At 71.3% G+C, this 15,609-nt stretch carries 11 protein-coding genes and 1 riboswitch; of the genes, 10 read left to right on the top strand and 1 reads right to left on the bottom strand.

Translation table 11 applies throughout. The features are described 5' to 3' along the window. The 6 genes from ACFWTE_RS25670 to ACFWTE_RS25645 form a co-directional block, all read left to right on the top strand. A partial coding sequence (locus ACFWTE_RS25670; RefSeq protein WP_378782468.1) for a glycosyltransferase family 4 protein occupies nt 1-792 on the top strand: 792 nt, incomplete at its 5' end. Next, complete coding sequence (locus ACFWTE_RS25665) at nt 789-5,222, top strand: alpha-(1->3)-arabinofuranosyltransferase (RefSeq protein ID WP_378782467.1); 4,434 nt, start codon at nt 789-791, stop codon at nt 5,220-5,222. The genes ACFWTE_RS25670 and ACFWTE_RS25665, both read left to right, overlap by 4 nt. Continuing rightward, nucleotides 5,219-6,325, top strand: coding sequence for a DUF3068 domain-containing protein (locus tag ACFWTE_RS25660; protein WP_378782466.1), 1,107 nt, complete (start codon nt 5,219-5,221; stop codon nt 6,323-6,325). The genes ACFWTE_RS25665 and ACFWTE_RS25660 overlap by 4 nt, the downstream gene beginning before the upstream one ends. A 90-nt stretch (nt 6,326-6,415) precedes the next feature. Beyond that, nucleotides 6,416-7,267, top strand: a complete 852-nt coding sequence (locus ACFWTE_RS25655; RefSeq protein ID WP_378782465.1) for an SOS response-associated peptidase — start codon at nt 6,416-6,418, stop codon at nt 7,265-7,267. A 112-nt stretch (nt 7,268-7,379) separates the two neighbouring features. After that, nucleotides 7,380-7,491: riboswitch (TPP riboswitch) on the top strand. After that, nucleotides 7,485-9,173 (top strand): phosphomethylpyrimidine synthase ThiC, encoded by a 1,689-nt coding sequence (gene thiC / locus ACFWTE_RS25650; protein ID WP_378782464.1) that lies wholly within the window; start codon nt 7,485-7,487, stop codon nt 9,171-9,173. Its footprint overlaps the riboswitch before it by 7 nt. A gap of 120 nt (nt 9,174-9,293) precedes the next feature. Then, a complete protein-coding gene (locus tag ACFWTE_RS25645) occupies nt 9,294-9,833 on the top strand; it encodes a hypothetical protein (protein ID WP_378782463.1) in 540 nt (179 codons plus the stop codon). A gap of 81 nt (nt 9,834-9,914) precedes the next feature. On the opposite strand, the gene ACFWTE_RS25640 is transcribed toward ACFWTE_RS25645, so the two are convergent. Further along, complete coding sequence (locus tag ACFWTE_RS25640) at nt 9,915-10,730, bottom strand: class I SAM-dependent methyltransferase (RefSeq protein WP_378782462.1); 816 nt, start codon at nt 10,728-10,730, stop codon at nt 9,915-9,917. A 355-nt stretch (nt 10,731-11,085) separates the two neighbouring features. Here ACFWTE_RS25640 and ACFWTE_RS25635 point away from each other — a divergent pair, with 355 nt between their 5' ends. The 4 genes from ACFWTE_RS25635 to ACFWTE_RS25620 all read left to right on the top strand — a co-directional run bounded on the left by ACFWTE_RS25635 (nt 11,086) and on the right by ACFWTE_RS25620 (nt 15,553). Then, on the top strand, nt 11,086-11,748 hold the full coding sequence (locus ACFWTE_RS25635; RefSeq protein WP_378782461.1) for a sigma-70 family RNA polymerase sigma factor: 663 nt from the start codon (nt 11,086-11,088) through the stop codon (nt 11,746-11,748). Continuing rightward, complete coding sequence (gene rsrA / locus ACFWTE_RS25630) at nt 11,745-12,053, top strand: mycothiol system anti-sigma-R factor (RefSeq protein WP_378782460.1); 309 nt, start codon at nt 11,745-11,747, stop codon at nt 12,051-12,053. The genes ACFWTE_RS25635 and rsrA overlap by 4 nt, the downstream gene beginning before the upstream one ends. An 816-nt stretch (nt 12,054-12,869) precedes the next feature. After that, entirely contained in the window at nt 12,870-14,219 is a 1,350-nt protein-coding gene (locus ACFWTE_RS25625; RefSeq protein ID WP_378782475.1) for an HD-GYP domain-containing protein, read from the top strand. Further along, nucleotides 14,219-15,553: an HD-GYP domain-containing protein gene (locus ACFWTE_RS25620; protein ID WP_378782474.1), complete on the top strand. Its 1,335-nt coding sequence runs from the start codon at nt 14,219-14,221 to the stop codon at nt 15,551-15,553. The genes ACFWTE_RS25625 and ACFWTE_RS25620 overlap by 1 nt, the downstream gene beginning before the upstream one ends. Nucleotides 15,554-15,609 lie beyond the last annotated feature (56 nt).

Here is a 15,609-nt window from a genome sequence, read left to right as displayed (position 1 = left end):
CCTCCCGTCACCCTCCACCACCCTCAACCGTCGCCTCCGGCGCAGTCCTGTCCTCCCGTCACCCTCCACCACCCTCAACCGTCGCCTCCGGCGCAACTCCTCCCGGGCCCCCGCGCGACCCCCGGCGCCTGGCCCGGAGACCTCGGGCACCCGGCCGTCGTCAGCCTCGGCCGTCTCGTCGTCCAAAAGCGCGTCTCCCAGGTGGTCGGACTGGCGCACCGCCTGCACGACGAACACCCCGGCCTCAAGGTGCACATCATCGGACGCGGCCCCGAGGGCGACCACCTCGCCGAACAGATCGGTCGCGAGGGGACCGCGGACCGGGTCCGCCTGCACGGCTTCCTCTCCGAGGAGGACAAGAACGGTGTCCTGGCGTCCTGCCACCTCCACGTCACCGCCTCCGAGTTCGAGGGCTGGGGCCTGACCGTCATCGAGGCTGCTCGCCTCGGCGTGCCCACCGTGGCCTACGATGTGGACGGACTTCGCGATTCGGTGCGAGACGGCGAGACCGGGTGGCTGGTCCGCGACGGCGAGGACCTCGCCGACGTGGTCGCCCGGGCCCTCGGGGAACTGTCCGACCCCCGGCGGGCCGAGGCGGTCCGACGCGCCTGCCTCGCATGGGCGTCCCGGTTCACCTGGGAGGCCAGCGGCGCGCGGATGGCCCGGCTGGTAGCCGCCGAGCTCGCCCTCCCCGACCGGACCCCCGACCACCCCCGTGCCGGGACGGCCCCGGCCACCACGAACACCCCGGGCCTCCCGGACGGGGCAGCAGGCAGGAAAGAGCGAATGTGACTTCGGCGGAATCCACCGCCAGGCGCGAACCGGAGGATTCCAGCACACCGACCGCCCCCGGCGGGAGACTGGACGAGAAGCTGCTCGCGCGGCTCAAGGTCCTCACGGTGTGTCTGCTACTGGGCGCTCTGGCAGCGAGTATCGACCCCGGCAGGATCGTCAGTGACACCAAGATCGACCTGACGGCCAACCCCCTGGGGTTCATGGAACGGGCCCTCCACCTGTGGGACGCCTCCTACTTCGGGCAGCTCCAGAACCAGGCCTACGGGTACTTCTTCCCCAACGGGCCCTTCCACCTGCTGTTCGACTCGCTGGGTATGCCCGACTGGCTCATCCAGCGGCTGTGGATGGCGGTCCTGCTCGTCGCCGCGTTCGTCGGCGTCTACAAGGTCGCCGGGGCGATGGGCATCGGCACCGTCAACACGCGCATCCTGGCCGGGGTCGCCTACGCCCTCGCCCCCCGCGTGCTGACGCTCCTGTCGTACAACTCGGCCGAGTTGCAGCCCATGCTGCTGATGCCGTGGATCCTGCTGCCCCTCGTCCTGGGGGCCGGGCGGGGGTACCCGCCCGCGCGCATGGCCCTGCTGTCCGGACTGGCGTTCCTCCTGTGCGGCGGTACCAACGCCGCCTCCGAACTGGCCGTCCTGGTCGTCCCCGGCCTCTACCTGCTCACCCGGGCCAACGGTCCACGCAAGTGGCGGCTCATCGCCTGGTGGGTGGCCGCCCTGGTCCTCGCCTCGTTCTGGTACGTCGCGCCGCTGCTCATCATGTCGCGGTACGTGTACTCGTTCATGCCCTACACCGAGGACGCGGCCGTCACCACCGGCGTCACGTCGCTGCTCAACGCACTGCGGGGCACCTCCAACTGGATGGGCTTCCTGCCCGACCAGGGCAACACCGCGCTGCCCTCGGGGGCGGAGCTGTCCACCACCCCCTGGCTGATCGCGGCCACCGCGCTGGTCGCCGGGATCGGCCTGGCCGGGCTCGTCAACCGGCGCACCCCCGAACGCCTGTTCCTCATCGCGAGCCTCCTCACCGGTACCGCGATCATCGTCGCGGGCTTCACCGGCGACCTCACCGGGCCCTTCGCCGGGACGATGCGCACACTCCTCGACGGGGCCCTCTCCCCGTTCCGGAACGTGCACAAGTTCGACGCGCTCATCCGCCTGCCGCTGGTCCTGGGCCTGGCCCACCTGCCGGTCGTGGTGGCGCGGGACCGTGCGGACCGGCACGGCACCCCCGTCCCCGGGCGGGTGCGCCGCGCCGTCGCGGGCGGCGCCTCCTCCGTCTTCCTGGTCACCCTCGTGCCCATCGGTGCCGTCGGCATCGCCCCGGCCGGAGGCTACGAGCGGATCCCCGACCACTGGTACGAGGCCGCCGACTGGCTGGAGGACCGCTCCGACGAGCGTGGCATGACGATGGCGCTCCCGGGTTCGGCACGCGGGGAGTACGAGTGGGGCCGCCCCCTCGACGAACCCCTGCAACCGCTCCTGGACGGCGCATGGACCAACCACCAGATCATCCCCTGGGGATCGGCGGGTGTCTCCCGCATCACCCACGAGATCGACCAGCGCGTCTCCTCCGGACGCGGTTCCGCAGGGCTCGCCGACACCCTCGCCCGCATGGGCGTGACCCACCTGGTCGTCCGCAACGACCTCCAGCGGGCCGCCAACAACGGCGGCTGGCCCGCCCGGGTCCACCAGGCCCTCCAGAACTCGCCGGGCATCACCGAGGCCGCCGAGTTCGGTCCGGTGATCGGCTCGCTGGACCACCAGTCCGCCTCCCAGTGGTTCGACCAGCCGTACCCGGCCCTGACCGTCTACGAGGTCGGGGACGCGGCGCCGACCGTGGGCACCGTCCCCTCGGAGGGGACGCTGCGGGTCACGGGCGGCCCGGAGTCCCTGCTGCACCTGGCCGAACAGGGCCTGGTCACCGACGACCGTCCCGTCCTCCTGGGTGACGATCCCGGCGCCGCCGGGATCGCCGCCCAGGACACGATCGTCACCGACACCGCCCGCCGCCGCGAGGTCGTGTACTCCGACGTGCGCCGTAACGTGTCCGCGACCCTGACGGAGGACGAGGAACTCGAACGCGACGTCCCCGCGCCCGACGTCCTCGATCCGGCCTGGGAGGACCACGTCGCCCACGCGGAGGACATCGGGATCGACTCGGTGAGTGCCTCCTCGTCCGAGAGCGGTGCCGGCGCCCTGGCCGGCGACCGCGACCCCGGACACGCGCCGCACGCCGCGCTCGACGACGACCTCACCACCTCGTGGCGGTCCAGCGCCTTCACCGGGGCCCTGGGCCAGTGGCTGGAGGTCGAGTTCTCCGAGCCCCAGGACCTGACCGGGCTCAGCATCGCCTTCGAACAGCTCGCCGACGAGCCGCCCCCCTCCCGGGTCACCCTGGTCACCGACACCGGCGAGGCGGAGGTGCCCGTCGCGGAGACCGCGGAGCCCCAGGAGCTCATGGCCCCACCGGGACCCACCAGCTCGCTGCGGGTGCGCGTGGACGAGCTCGCCTGGGAGCCGGAGTACCGGTTCGGTACCCGCGTGGGGATCGCCTCCCTCTCCGTCCCCGGCCTCGAACTGGACCGCACCCTGCGTGTGCCCGGCCCCGACGACGCCGGGACCCTGCTGTTCACCGGTTCCACCGGGACCGTCCCGGGCTGCATGGAGGGCTCCCACGTGTGGGTGTGCAACCCCCGCCTCCAGGTGCAGGGCGAGGACGCGCGCAGCCTGGACCGCACGTTCGAACTGTCGGCCGCATCGGCCTCCTCACCGCACTCGGTGTCCGGCGAGGTCGTGCTCACCGACCCCAGGGAGGCGGAGAACGCCGCGAACCGGGCCAGCCCCTACCCGCACGTGACCGCGTCCTCCACCGCTGTGGAGCACCCGGCTGCCATGGGCCGTGGCGTGCTGGACGGGGACGGGAGCACCGTCTGGTACCCGGACCCCGAGGAGAAGAACCCCTGGCTCGACATCGATCTGGGGGCGCCCGCCTCCATCGGCCACCTGGCGGTCGAGTTCCCGCGCGCCGACAGCGTGATGCGGCCGATCCGGGTGACCGTCGAGGGCGGCGACACCGTCCGCGAGGGCTGGCTGGACGGTAGCGGCCGGGTGGACTTCGCCGAGTTCACCGCGTCGTCGCTGCGGGTGACGTTCGAGCGCCCCGAGGGACAGGCCCTGGAGATCGGCACCGTCGAGCTGCCCGGTGTGGAGCCGGTGGACCCGCTGCCGGAGGGCGATGCCTCCACCGCCTGCGGGCTGGGCCCCACGCTGCGGGTCAACGAGCAGCGGGTGGAGACGCGGATCAGCGAGGGGACCCTCGCCGACCAGCTCACCGGTCGGCCGCTGCGCTACGAGAGCTGCACGGACCTGGACCTGGTCGAGGGCGGGAACCGGGTCGTGGTCGACCCGGGCAACCGCTACGAGGTGCGCTCGGCCCTCATCGGTTCCGCCGAGCCGGCCGCGGACCGGGCCGAGGTCACCACGGCCGAGGTGGAGGCCCTGCACGAGTGGGGCCCCGGAGAGCGACGCTTCGACGTGGACGTCGACGAGGACAGTTTCCTGGTCGTCAACGAGAACTTCAACGAGGGCTGGCGGGCGGTCCTGGAGGGCGCGGACGGGCCACTGGAGCCGATCCGCCTGGAGGGGTGGAAGCAGGCGTGGGTCCTGCCCGCCGACAGCGCGGGGACGGTCACCCTCACGTACACGCCCGACACCGCCTACCACCGGGCCCTCGCCGTGGGCGCGGGCCTGGCCGCCGTGCTGGTGGTGGCTGCCCTGTGGCCCCGCCGGCTCCTGCCGGGCGGGCGTACCGTCCGCACCTCGCCCCCGCGCGGCTCCCGGGCGCTGCCCTCGGCGGGGTCCGGGCGGCTGAACCGCTGGGCGGTGCTGCCGCTCGGACTGGCCTACGGTGTCTGGGTCGCGGGCTGGGCGGGTGCTGCCCTGGTCGGCCTGATCCTGCTGTGCATGTGGTGGCTGGGCCGTCGTGCGCCCCGGCGCCTGCGCCACGCCAAACCGGGACGCCCGTCGATGGGGGGCCGGTTGCTGCCCCACCTGGCCGGACCGTGGCCACCGGTGGTGGCGCTGGGTCTGGCAGGGCTGTCCATGGCCGTGGGCACCCACCTGGCCCTGTACATGCCCTTCCACGACGTCACGGAGACGTTCGGGGGAGCGCTGCGCGGCTGGGTCGCCCAGCTGCTCTGCCTGCCCGCGCCGGCCAGGCTCGTCCTGGCCCTGGGGCAGCGCGGCGAGGACGACCCCGCCGACGCCGACCCGCCGTCGGTCCGCGCGCCCGCGACGGCCCCGGCCTCACAGGAGGCCTCCGCACCAGGGTCCGCGGCGGACCGGGCGCCGGACGGCCAGGAAGAGGCGCAGCCCGACGACGACCTGAGGGAGTCCGACCCGGAGGAGGCCCGAACATGAGCGTGACCGAGGCCGGGGCGGAGTCCGACAGCCAGGTGGGGCCCGCGAGCACCCCCGGGCGCTCCCTGCCACGGGGCACCGCCCTGGTGGCCCTGGGTGCGTTCCTGCTGACACTCGCCGCCCTGCTGCCGCTGTACGTGCACGAGCGGATCGCCCTGCTGCCGGCGGAGACCGCGTTCGACGTCAGGATGGTCGACGAGGACGCCGGCTACCTCGACACGTCCACCTGGACGTGGGTGGAGGCCGCCGAACTCACCCGGGTCACGCGTGTGGACGGCTCCGCCCACGGCGGGGACTGGTCGGCGTGGGAGGTGTCCGTGGACGCCTCGGTCCCCGACCGGATGATCGACCACTGGAGCCGGCGGGTCATCGTGGACCGGGAGACCGGCAGGGCCGTCAACTGCTGCGGCGAGCACGTCGACGGCGACCGCGCGGTCCGCCAGGCCGGCCTGGTGTACTCCTGGCCGCCCGGGGCGCCGGAGGGCGACCACCCGTTCTACGACGCGGAGGTGCGCTCGGCGCCGATGCTGGAGTTCCAGGAGCGGGAGGAGGTCGCCGGGGTCCCGGTACGCCGGTACAGCCAGTGGGTCGAGGCCGCCCAGGTCCCGGAGTCGGCGCGTCCGGTGCCCGCCGACCTGTTCCGGGAGGGGGCCTCCGGGACGGTCACCGCCACACGCTGGCTGGAGGTGAGCCGTACCTTCTGGGTGGAACCTGTCAGCGGAATCGTGGTCAACGCCCATGAGACCCGTGCGGAGACCCTGCGGCCGCAGGACGGCGGGGGTGAGGTGCCGCTGCTGTACACGGAACTGGTGATGGCGGACAACCAGGTCTCCGGCTACGCGGAGCAGGCCCGTGTCCGGTCGGTCCTGCTGCGTGCCCTGGACTCCTGGGCGCCGTGGACCCTCGGGCCGCTGGGCGGTCTGGCCGTTCTGGTCGGCCTGGTCCGGGCCTGGCGGGGGAGCGGTGCGGACGGCGCTTCCGCGGGCGGTGGGCGCGGCGGCGCCCCCGCACGGAGCGGGGGATCCGACGCGGCCGTCCGGGACGTTCCCGCCCGGCCCCGCCGGCGCAGAGGGCCCCGGGCGCCCAGGGACCCCCAGTGGTGAGCCGGGCAGCCCGGAGGCCGCCGCAGGGGCGCCCGGCCCACGCCGGTGTCTCGCGGGGGACTGACGGGGCCACGCCGTAGTATCGGGCACATGTGCGGTCGTTATGCCCAGTCCCGGAACGTGCACCAGTTGCGGCTCGCCTTCGAGCTGCCCGAGCAGACCCTCCCCGAGGATGCGCCCGCCGCGTCGTGGCCGCCCCTGGAGGAGTTGGAGCCGGACTACAACATCTCGCCCGGAAGGCCCGTGTACGCCGTGCTGGGACCACCGCCCCGGGCCGACGACCAGGGCCCCCGGGGCCCCAGGTCCCTGCACACCCTGCGCTGGGGCCTGGTCCCCTCCTGGGCCAAGGACCGCAACGTCGGCTACCGGATGATCAACGCGCGAGGCGAGACCGTCGCGGACAAGCCCGCCTTCCGTACCGCGTACCGCCGCCGACGGTGCCTGCTGCCCGCCGACGCCTACTACGAGTGGCAGCTCGTCGCCAAGGACGGGACCACGCAGGCCAGTACCTCGCCCGCGACCGACCCCCAGCACAAGAAGCGCAAGGCCAAGGCCGACAAGAAGCCCTACTCCATCCACTACCGGGACGGTCGGCCCCTGGCGCTGGCGGGCATCTTCGAGCGCTGGCGCGACCCGGAGGCGGCCGAGGACGACCCGGCCGCCTGGGTGTGGAGCTGCGCGGTCATCACCACCGAGGCGGCGCCCGCGCTCGCCCACATCCACGAGCGCATGCCGGTCGTCGTACCGCCCGAGGACTGGGACGTCTGGCTGGACCCCGCCTCGGGCGCGGACGACCTGGCGCACCTGCTGGGGGAGACCCCCGTCGACCGGTTCGCGGTCGACGAGGTGTCCACCGACGTCAACACCATCAAGAACAACCGGCCCGACCTCCTCGAACCCCTCGCCGACACCGGGGGCGGCGAACCGGGGACACTTTTCTGACCCCCGGAACGGTGGACACGCCAGGGTCCCTCCTGTGTATGGTGTGCGGGGCCCCAGGGCCCCGGCACCGGGATCGAGGTGCCGCGGCACGTTCGACGTGCCCACACATGTGAATACGCAACGCGGGAGCTCGCGCCATGGCGGGCTGAGAGGGCGACTCGACGGTGTCGCCGACCGCAGAACCTGTTCGGGTAATTCCGACGTAGGGAGGCATGCCATGACGGCTACCGACGGCCGTGACGTCAGTTCCACCAGCGGTTCCAGTACCGACGGCCACCAGGTGACCACAGGGCCCATCATGGGATCATCCAAGGTCTATCGCGAGGTCGTGACCCCCGAGGGACACACACTGCGCGTGCCCCGGCGCAGGGTGGGACTCAGCAACGGCAGCCACTTCGATCTGTACGACACCTCCGGCCCCTACACCGACGACACCGTGTCCGTCGACGTCCACCGGGGCCTCCCCCCGACCCGCCGTACCTGGTCCGGGGGCCGGCCTCCGGTCGACGGCGCGGTCACCCAGCTCGCCTGCGCGAAGGCCGGAACCCTCACCCCCGAGATGCGCTTCGTGGCCGAACGCGAGGGCGTCGACCCCGAGTTCGTCCGCTCCGAGGTGGCCCTCGGCCGCGCGGTCATCCCCGCCAACCGGTGCCACCCCGAGTCCGAGCCGATGATCATCGGCAAGAACTTCCTGGTCAAGATCAACGCCAACATCGGCAACTCCGCCGTCACCTCCTCCGTCCCCGAGGAGGTCGAGAAGATGGTGTGGGCCACCCGCTGGGGTGCCGACACCGTCATGGACCTGTCCACGGGCAAGCGCATCCACGAGACCCGGGAGCGCATCCTGCGCAACTCGCCCGTCCCGATCGGCACCGTCCCCATCTACCAGGCGCTGGAGAAGGTCAACGGCGACCCGGCCGAGCTCAGCTGGGAGGTCTACCGGGACACCGTCATCGAGCAGTGCGAGCAGGGCGTGGACTACATGACCGTGCACGCAGGGGTGCTGCTGCGGTACGTGCCGCTCACCGCCCGCCGGGTCACCGGCATCGTCTCGCGCGGCGGCTCCATCATGGCCGCCTGGTGCCTGGCCCACCACCGGGAGAGCTTCCTGTACACCCACTACGAGGAGCTGTGCGAGATCCTCCGGGAGTACGACGTCACCTTCTCCCTCGGAGACGGGTTGCGCCCCGGGTCGATCGCCGACGCCAACGACGAGGCCCAGTTCGCCGAGCTCCGCACCCTGGGTGAGCTCACCCACGTCGCCCGCGCGCACGACGTGCAGGTGATGGTCGAGGGCCCCGGGCACGTCCCCATGCACAGGATCGCGGAGAACGTCCGACTGGAGGAGGAGCTCTGCGGAGAGGCTCCGTTCTACACGCTCGGCCCCCTGACCACCGATGTGGCCCCCGGCTACGACCACATCACCTCGGCGATCGGTGCCGCGCAGATCGGCTGGCTCGGCACGGCGATGCTCTGCTACGTCACCCCCAAGGAACACCTGGGGCTCCCCGACCGTGACGACGTCAAGACCGGCGTCATCACCTACAAGCTCGCCGCGCACGCCGCGGACCTGGCCAAGGGGCACCCCGGGGCACAGGAGTGGGACGACGAGCTGTCCCGGGCGCGGTTCGAGTTCCGGTGGCAGGACCAGTTCCACCTGGCGCTGGACCCGGAGACCGCCCAGTCCTTCCATGACGCGACCCTGCCCGCCGAACCGGCCAAGACCGCGCACTTCTGCTCCATGTGCGGTCCCAAGTTCTGCTCCATGAAGATCACCCAGGACGTGCGCCGCTACGCGGAGGAACACGGGCTGGACACCGTCGCCGCCATCGAGCGCGGTATGGCCGACAAGTCCACCGAGTTCTCCGAACAGGGCAACCGCGTGTACCTCCCACTCGCCGAGTAGGGAGTGTCACACGGGGTCCGTCGTCAGGCCCGCCCTCCGGCACACCGGAGGGCGGGCCGCCCGCGGCGTGTGGAAGGCTGACGTGTCCCCCGGCTACCCCCGCCCCACCTGTGAGGTCCCATGGACGTCTTCGTCCGCGACGCCGCCATGACCACCGCCGTCTTCGGCTTCTTCGCCTCGGCGTGGTTCGGATGGGCTCAGGAGCGGCCCCCGGCCGGACCGGCCACGTGGTGGCTGGGCGGCGGGTCGGCCGTGGGCCTGCTCCTCGCGGTGTTCGGCGGTGTCACGTCCTGGCTCCACTGGGACAGCGGTTCCGTCCTGTCCGGCGAGGGCGGGATGGACCTGTACCTCCTCGTCCTCGGCATCGAGTTCGGTGTCGCCCTGCTCGGCGTGATCGTGCTGCTGGCTCTGGGACGGAGCGCGTACCTCGCTCCGTGGGTGTGCCTGGTCGTGGGCGTGCACTTCTTCCCGCTCGCGCCCGTCCTGGCCGACCCCGGCCTGTACGTACTCGCTGCGCTGCTGACCGTGTGGCCGTTCCTCGCGGTGCGCTGGGCGAACCGCCGCGACCTGGCCCCCAGTTTCGCCACCGGCGCGGGCGCGGGCCCGGTCCTGCTGGTCTTCGCCCTGGTGAACGGGGTCGCCTCGCTCACCGCCCTGTAGCGGAGGCCTCCGCCTCGGCGGCGTGGGCGACCTCGACCGGACGGCCGCCCACCGGCCCGGGAGCCGTCCGGAACACACGTCCTAGCCGGGTTTGCGGGCGCTGGCCACCAGGTGCACGCCGACGTAGTCGTCGGACTCGGTGGCCCGCAGCTCCATCTCCACCAGGCGCCCCATCGACCTCGGGTCGCGGGCCAGCATCATCTCCACGGTGGAGGCGGACAGCACCGTGCGGGGTTTGACCCACTCCAGCTCCAGCCCCGCGTCCGCGAGCGTCTCGGTGAGCTGTTCGGCGGTGAAGCACCGGGTGATGGAACCGTCGGGCCAGGGGACCAGGAGCACGTCGGCGCTCGGCGCGTGGCTGAGCTCGGGCCAGCAGTCCTGTTCGGCGAGCAGAGCCATGCCCAGCACCACCGAGTCCACGCACAGCAGGGCCCGTCCCCCCGGCCGCAGCACACGGGCGACCTCGGCCACGGACGACTCGGTGGCCAGGTGGCGGGAGAGCACCCGGTTGTCGGCGATCACCCCGTCGAAGGCCTCGGAGGCGAAGTTGCGCAGGAAGGCCGAGTCCCCGACGACGTGGCGCAGGCGCCCGCGCCGCGCCGGGCGCGGCACCATCGCGCGCCCGTTGACGAGGGTCAGCGGACGGCGCACCGCCATGTCGGCGGAGGGCAGCAGGGTCACGACGTCGTGGCCGGCGGCCACCGCGCGGGGGGTGCCCTGGTAGTCGGGGCTGGAGACGTCGAGCAGGCGCGAGGGGGTGTCGGGTAGCCACCGGGCGATCTGCGCCTCGGCGACGGCCCAGTAGAACCTCCAGTAGTCCGACAGGCGGTCGGGGGTGGCGAACTGCGCCGCGGGTGAGCGGTGGCGTTCGGAGGCAGGGGTTGAGGACGGTTGCAAGTGCGCTCCTCTCCCATCCTTCAGGTGGTCCTACCCGCACTCTGCCATGCCTCACCTCAGTTGACGGAGGCAAACGACAATTTCGGGCTGGTAAGGGACCTTCGTCCCCCGGCGGCACGGAATCAGCCCGGGGCGAACGTTGTTGTCCTCCACACCGCCGCGGGAAGCGGATGCCCGAGGCGGAGGAGTGTCGTATGAGGAGGGTCAACAGACCATGCCGACTGCCGGTTCATGTCTCGCGCGAGAGGATGCGGTGTCGCCGCCACGAGGTGGCGGTGCACGGGTCCGAGCCACGGGACCGTATCGTTGGGGTATGGATGCCCCAGCTGGGACCAGTGCGAGGAGGCCGACGGGCTTGGAACAGGGCCAGGAGACAGCCGAGGAGAGGGACGAGCGGTTCGAGAGGGACGTGCTCCCCTTCCTCGACCAGCTCTACTCCGCGGCGTTGCGGATGACACGCAACCCCGCTGACGCGGAAGACCTCGTCCAGGAGACCTTCGCCAAGGCGTTCGGTTCGTTCCATCAGTTCAAACAGGGGACGAACCTCAAGGCGTGGCTGTACCGCATCCTCACCAACACCTTCATCAACTCCTATCGCAAGAAGCAGCGCGAGCCGAAGCAGGCGGGGACCGAGGACGTCGAGGACTGGCAGCTGGCACAGGCTGCGTCGCACACCGCGGCCGGCCTGAAGTCGGCTGAGGCCGAGGCCCTCGAACACCTCCCCGACAGCGACGTCAAGCGGGCTCTCCAGGAGCTGCCCGAGGACTTCCGGATCGCCGTCTACCTCGCCGATGTCGAGGGATTCGCGTACAAGGAGGTCGCCGAGATCATGGGGACGCCGATCGGGACGGTCATGTCCCGGCTGCACAGGGGCCGCCGCCAGCTCCGGTCGCACCTGGAGGAGTACGCGGCGGATCGCGGTTTCCTGCCGGCGAGGGCGGCCGCAGCCGCCGGTGTCGCCTCGGGAACGTCCGCGGGTGCGGGACAGGACGGCTCGGATCGAGGAGATCTGCAATGAGCGGCGGCCACGGCGAACACAGCGACACCCCGTGCAGCGAGGTGCTCGACAAGCTCTACACCTATATCGACGGTGAGCTGGAGGAGCGCAACTGCGAGCAGATCAGGGAGCACCTGGACGGGTGCAGCCCCTGCCTGGAGGAGTACGGCCTCGACGAGGCGGTGAAGAAGCTCGTGGCCAAGCACTGCGGGTGCGACCCCGTCCCGATGGACCTGCGCGACAAGGTGCTCGGACGCCTGGCCCTGGCCCGCACGGAGCAGGTGGCCAAAGAGGCCGGTGTGGAGGCCCCGGGGGCGTCCGCCTGAGGAGCGCACCCCGCATCTGACGCACGCTGTGGCGGAAGCTGGAATTCCAGCTTCCGCCACTGTCTATTTTGTGCCCCATTTCTGAATTGGCTTATTCTGCTGCCTTGTGTGGCTTTTGTGGGCTTTTGTGTAAAGGCCTTCTCGGATTCCCCCTGGCTGTCGGGGTTTTGGTCACCCGTGGACCGGGAGTCCTTCTTCGCGTGTTCCCCGACACGCCCGGAAGGTCGGGTCCGTTCCCGGCCGTAACCGACTCGGAATGATTTTTCCCGTAGACCCCCGGTCCCGTTGTGCCTGGCTACGTTCCGTAGTTGTTCGAGGTGATCGCGGCTGGGTGTGTAAGGTGTAATCGGCGTGGCAGCCGATGGTCCGCCCTATCTGACCCTCGACGGCGAGTGACTCAGGGTAACTGCCAGAAATTACTAATTGAATTAGTAATTCCATGTTCCGGAATTTGTTGGCGTCATGAGGCTCCGGAGTGTGGATGGTTCGGGTCGGGGGTAATCAGGAGCCTGTCGCTGCCCGTTAAACTGGACGTCATATCCAGCGAATGGGGTAATTTACGCGGCGTACCCGGGGGAATGGGTGGTGCGTCCGCGTCGGGGAGAGGGGAACAACGATGTTCATCAGCATGCTCCACACCGCGATGGGTGTTCTTTGGGTCGTAACCGCCTTCACCGGGTGGTCCTGGTGGTAGAACAGAACCGGTGAAACCATGACAGTCCGGTCGTCATTGGCGGGGGGTGAACGGGGGTGCGGGCTCTTCCTCGGGGCGCGCGTGTCTACGTCGGAATCATCGTTGTCAGTGCTGTCGCCGTCGTGCTCGTCGGTCCCTACTCCGGGATCGATCTGCAGACGCTGGTCCTCATAGCGATCCTCTTCGTGGTCGCGGAGTCGATCAGTACAGCCGCCCTCAAGGGCGTCAAAGCGGGGATATCACCGAGCTCGGCGGTCGCCCTGGCCGCGGTCGTCCTGGTCGGACCGGTCGGGGCGGCGGTTGTCGGTTTCGCCTCCTGCCTCACGATCCGCAGGCTGGACCTGGTCAAGAGGGCCTTCAACGGCGCACAGTTCGCACTGGCGGCCTACGCGGCCGGACACGTCTATCTTCTGCTCGGCGGAACGGTGGGAGAACCCGGCCGGGAGGACTTCCCGGCCGTGGTGCTCCCCTATGTCGGCGCAGTCCTGACCCACTCCGTGGTCAACTCGGTTCTCATGGGCGTCCTCATGTGGACGCTGGGAGTCGTGCGGGCCGGGAACCGGAGCAGGCTCCACTGGCGGCCGCTGGCGGCCGTGGAACTGTCCTCCATGGGCTACCAGATGCTGGGGCTCGCCATCGCGGCGGTCTGGGGAGGGGTCGGGCTCGTCGCCCCGCTCCTGGTCCTGCTGCCCCTGTTCATCGCACGCTGGACCTTCGCCCAGCAGTTGGACGAGGCACGCGCCCACGAGGCGACCCTCGCCACCCTCTGCCAGGCGGTGGAGACCAAGGACTACTACACCCGGGGCCACTGCATGCGCGTCGCCGAGGGCGCTGCCATGATCGCCCGGGAACTGGGTATGCCCGCCGAGCGGGTGCAGAAGATCCGGTACGCCGGAATGCTGCACGACATCGGCAAGCTCGGAGTACCCACCAAGGTGTTGCAGAAGACGGGCAAACTCACCGACGACGAGTACGCGGCCATCAAGCTCCACCCGACGCGCGGCTACGAGATCGTCCGGGAGATCAGCTTCCTGGACGAGGCCCTGGCCGGGATCCGTCACCACCACGAGCGCCTCGACGGACGCGGATACCCCATGGGGCTGGTGGGGATGGAGATCCCCGAGTCCGCGCGCATCATCAGCGTCGCCGACGTCTTCGACTGCCTCACCTCCACGCGCTCCTACCGGCAGGCGTGGTCGGCGGAGGACGCCATCGCCGAACTGCGCGCCTGCGCCGGGACCCAGTTCGACCCGCGGATGGTCGAGGCACTCGTGCGCGCCGTCGAACGCGAGGGGTGGGAGACGCCGGACATCGCCGAGCCGCCGGGCGGCTGCTACACCGAGGCCGATCCCACGAACCGGACCTGTCCGGTACCGGCGGACGTGCCCGCCGACGACGAGGCGTGCACGGAGGGCACGCCGGCCGACACGTCCGCGCCCGCCGACGCGGTGACGGGCGGGAGCGACCGATGATGACCCAGAAGCAGTCCGACGGCGCGGGGACGTCGCGCCCGCCGCTGAGCGGCCCCGAGGGCGGGGCCCTGAGCCACCAGCGCTCGCGCGGTCCGCTCTGGCGCACGGCCCGGCCGTTCCGCGCCGTGCTCGTCGGCTCGGTGGGGGCAGGGGCCCTGGCCGCCCTGGTGTGGACGGCCACCTCCGGTTTCGTCGAACCCTATGTGGCGCTCGCCTTCTGCCTGGTCATCGCCGTCGGCGAACTGGCCAGGATCACCTTGCCGGGGTCCCGTGAGGTCGCGCCGATCGCCTCGGCCGGTGCGATCAGCTACGCCTTCCTGCTGACTCTGGGAGCCGGGCCGCTCCATCACTCCGCCTGGCAGGTGGTGGCGGTGGTCGCCCTGGGCGTGGCCCTGGGCGAGCTTCCGCACGTCGCGGTCGGGCGCAGCCCGCGGGTCGAGGACGCGGCCCGGCGGGTGTTCGCGGCGGCGGTGCTCGCGGTGGCCTTCCGGCCGGTCGCCGAGCAGCTGGAACTGGTGGGTCCCTCGGTGACGGCCACACTGTTGATGGCCGTCCTGGTGCTGCTCACCTGGTTCGCCGACTCCCTCGTCGCGGCGGTGCTCAGGGCCGAGCGCCTGCGCACCCGCCTCCTGGTCGCGGTCCGCGACGAGTTGCGCGCCCAGTTCGCCACGGGCGCGGCGATCGGTTCCAGCGGGGTGCTGATCGCTCTCGCCTGCACGGTGACCGGGCTGGTCGGACTCCTGGTGTTCACGGCGCCGCTGCTGGTGTCGCAGGCGGCCTTCCGCCGCCACGCGGAGGTGCGGCGCACCTACCTGGAGACGGTGCGGGCGCTCTCCCGGGTGACCGAGGTGGGCGGGTACGTGGAGAACGGCCACTCGCGCCGGGTCAGCCAGCTGTCCCACGGGATCGCCTGTGAACTGGGGCTGGCGGAGGCGGAACTGCTGGAGTTGGAGTACGCGGCGCTGATGCACGACATCGGCCAGCTGTCGCTGCGGGAGCCCATCGCGGGCGGCGCGACCGTCCTCGCCTCCCCGAGGGAGCAGAGACGGATAGCCGAACTGGGCTCGGCGATCATCCGGGAGACCGGAGTGCTGGACAACGTCGCGGAGATGGTCCGGCGCCAGTGCGAGCCGCTCGCCGGAGACGGGGACGAGGGCGTACCGCCCCTGGGCAGCCGGATCATCAAGGTCGCCAACGCGTTCGACGACCTCGTGGGAGAGAACGGGGACGCCGAGCGCCGCACAGCGGTGCTGGAGCGACTGAGGATGGACACCGACAGCGAGTACGACCCCTACGTCGTCGACGCCCTGTCGTCGGTCCTCACCCGGGTCTGAGCCGCGCCCCGTCGGGGCGCGGGAGGTACCCGCCGCAACGAGTACTGGGTCAAGGG

This window comes from Nocardiopsis sp. NPDC058631 (assembly GCF_042716955.1).
Taxonomy (GTDB): Bacteria; Actinomycetota; Actinomycetes; order Streptosporangiales; family Streptosporangiaceae; genus Nocardiopsis.
This window is presented reverse-complemented; position numbering and strand designations above follow the sequence as displayed.

Bases quoted from the DNA above. Each gene is read 5' to 3' on its own strand.
- ACFWTE_RS25660 (WP_378782466.1), top strand. From the start codon at position 5,219: ATGAGCGTGACCGAGGCCGGGGCGGAGTCCGACAGCCAGGTGGGGCCC.
- ACFWTE_RS25655 (WP_378782465.1), top strand. From the start codon at position 6,416: ATGTGCGGTCGTTATGCCCAGTCCCGGAACGTGCACCAGTTGCGGCTC.
- thiC (WP_378782464.1), top strand. From the start codon at position 7,485: ATGACGGCTACCGACGGCCGTGACGTCAGTTCCACCAGCGGTTCCAGT.
- ACFWTE_RS25645 (WP_378782463.1), top strand. From the start codon at position 9,294: ATGGACGTCTTCGTCCGCGACGCCGCCATGACCACCGCCGTCTTCGGC.
- rsrA (WP_378782460.1), top strand. From the start codon at position 11,745: ATGAGCGGCGGCCACGGCGAACACAGCGACACCCCGTGCAGCGAGGTG.
- ACFWTE_RS25620 (WP_378782474.1), top strand. From the start codon at position 14,219: ATGACCCAGAAGCAGTCCGACGGCGCGGGGACGTCGCGCCCGCCGCTG.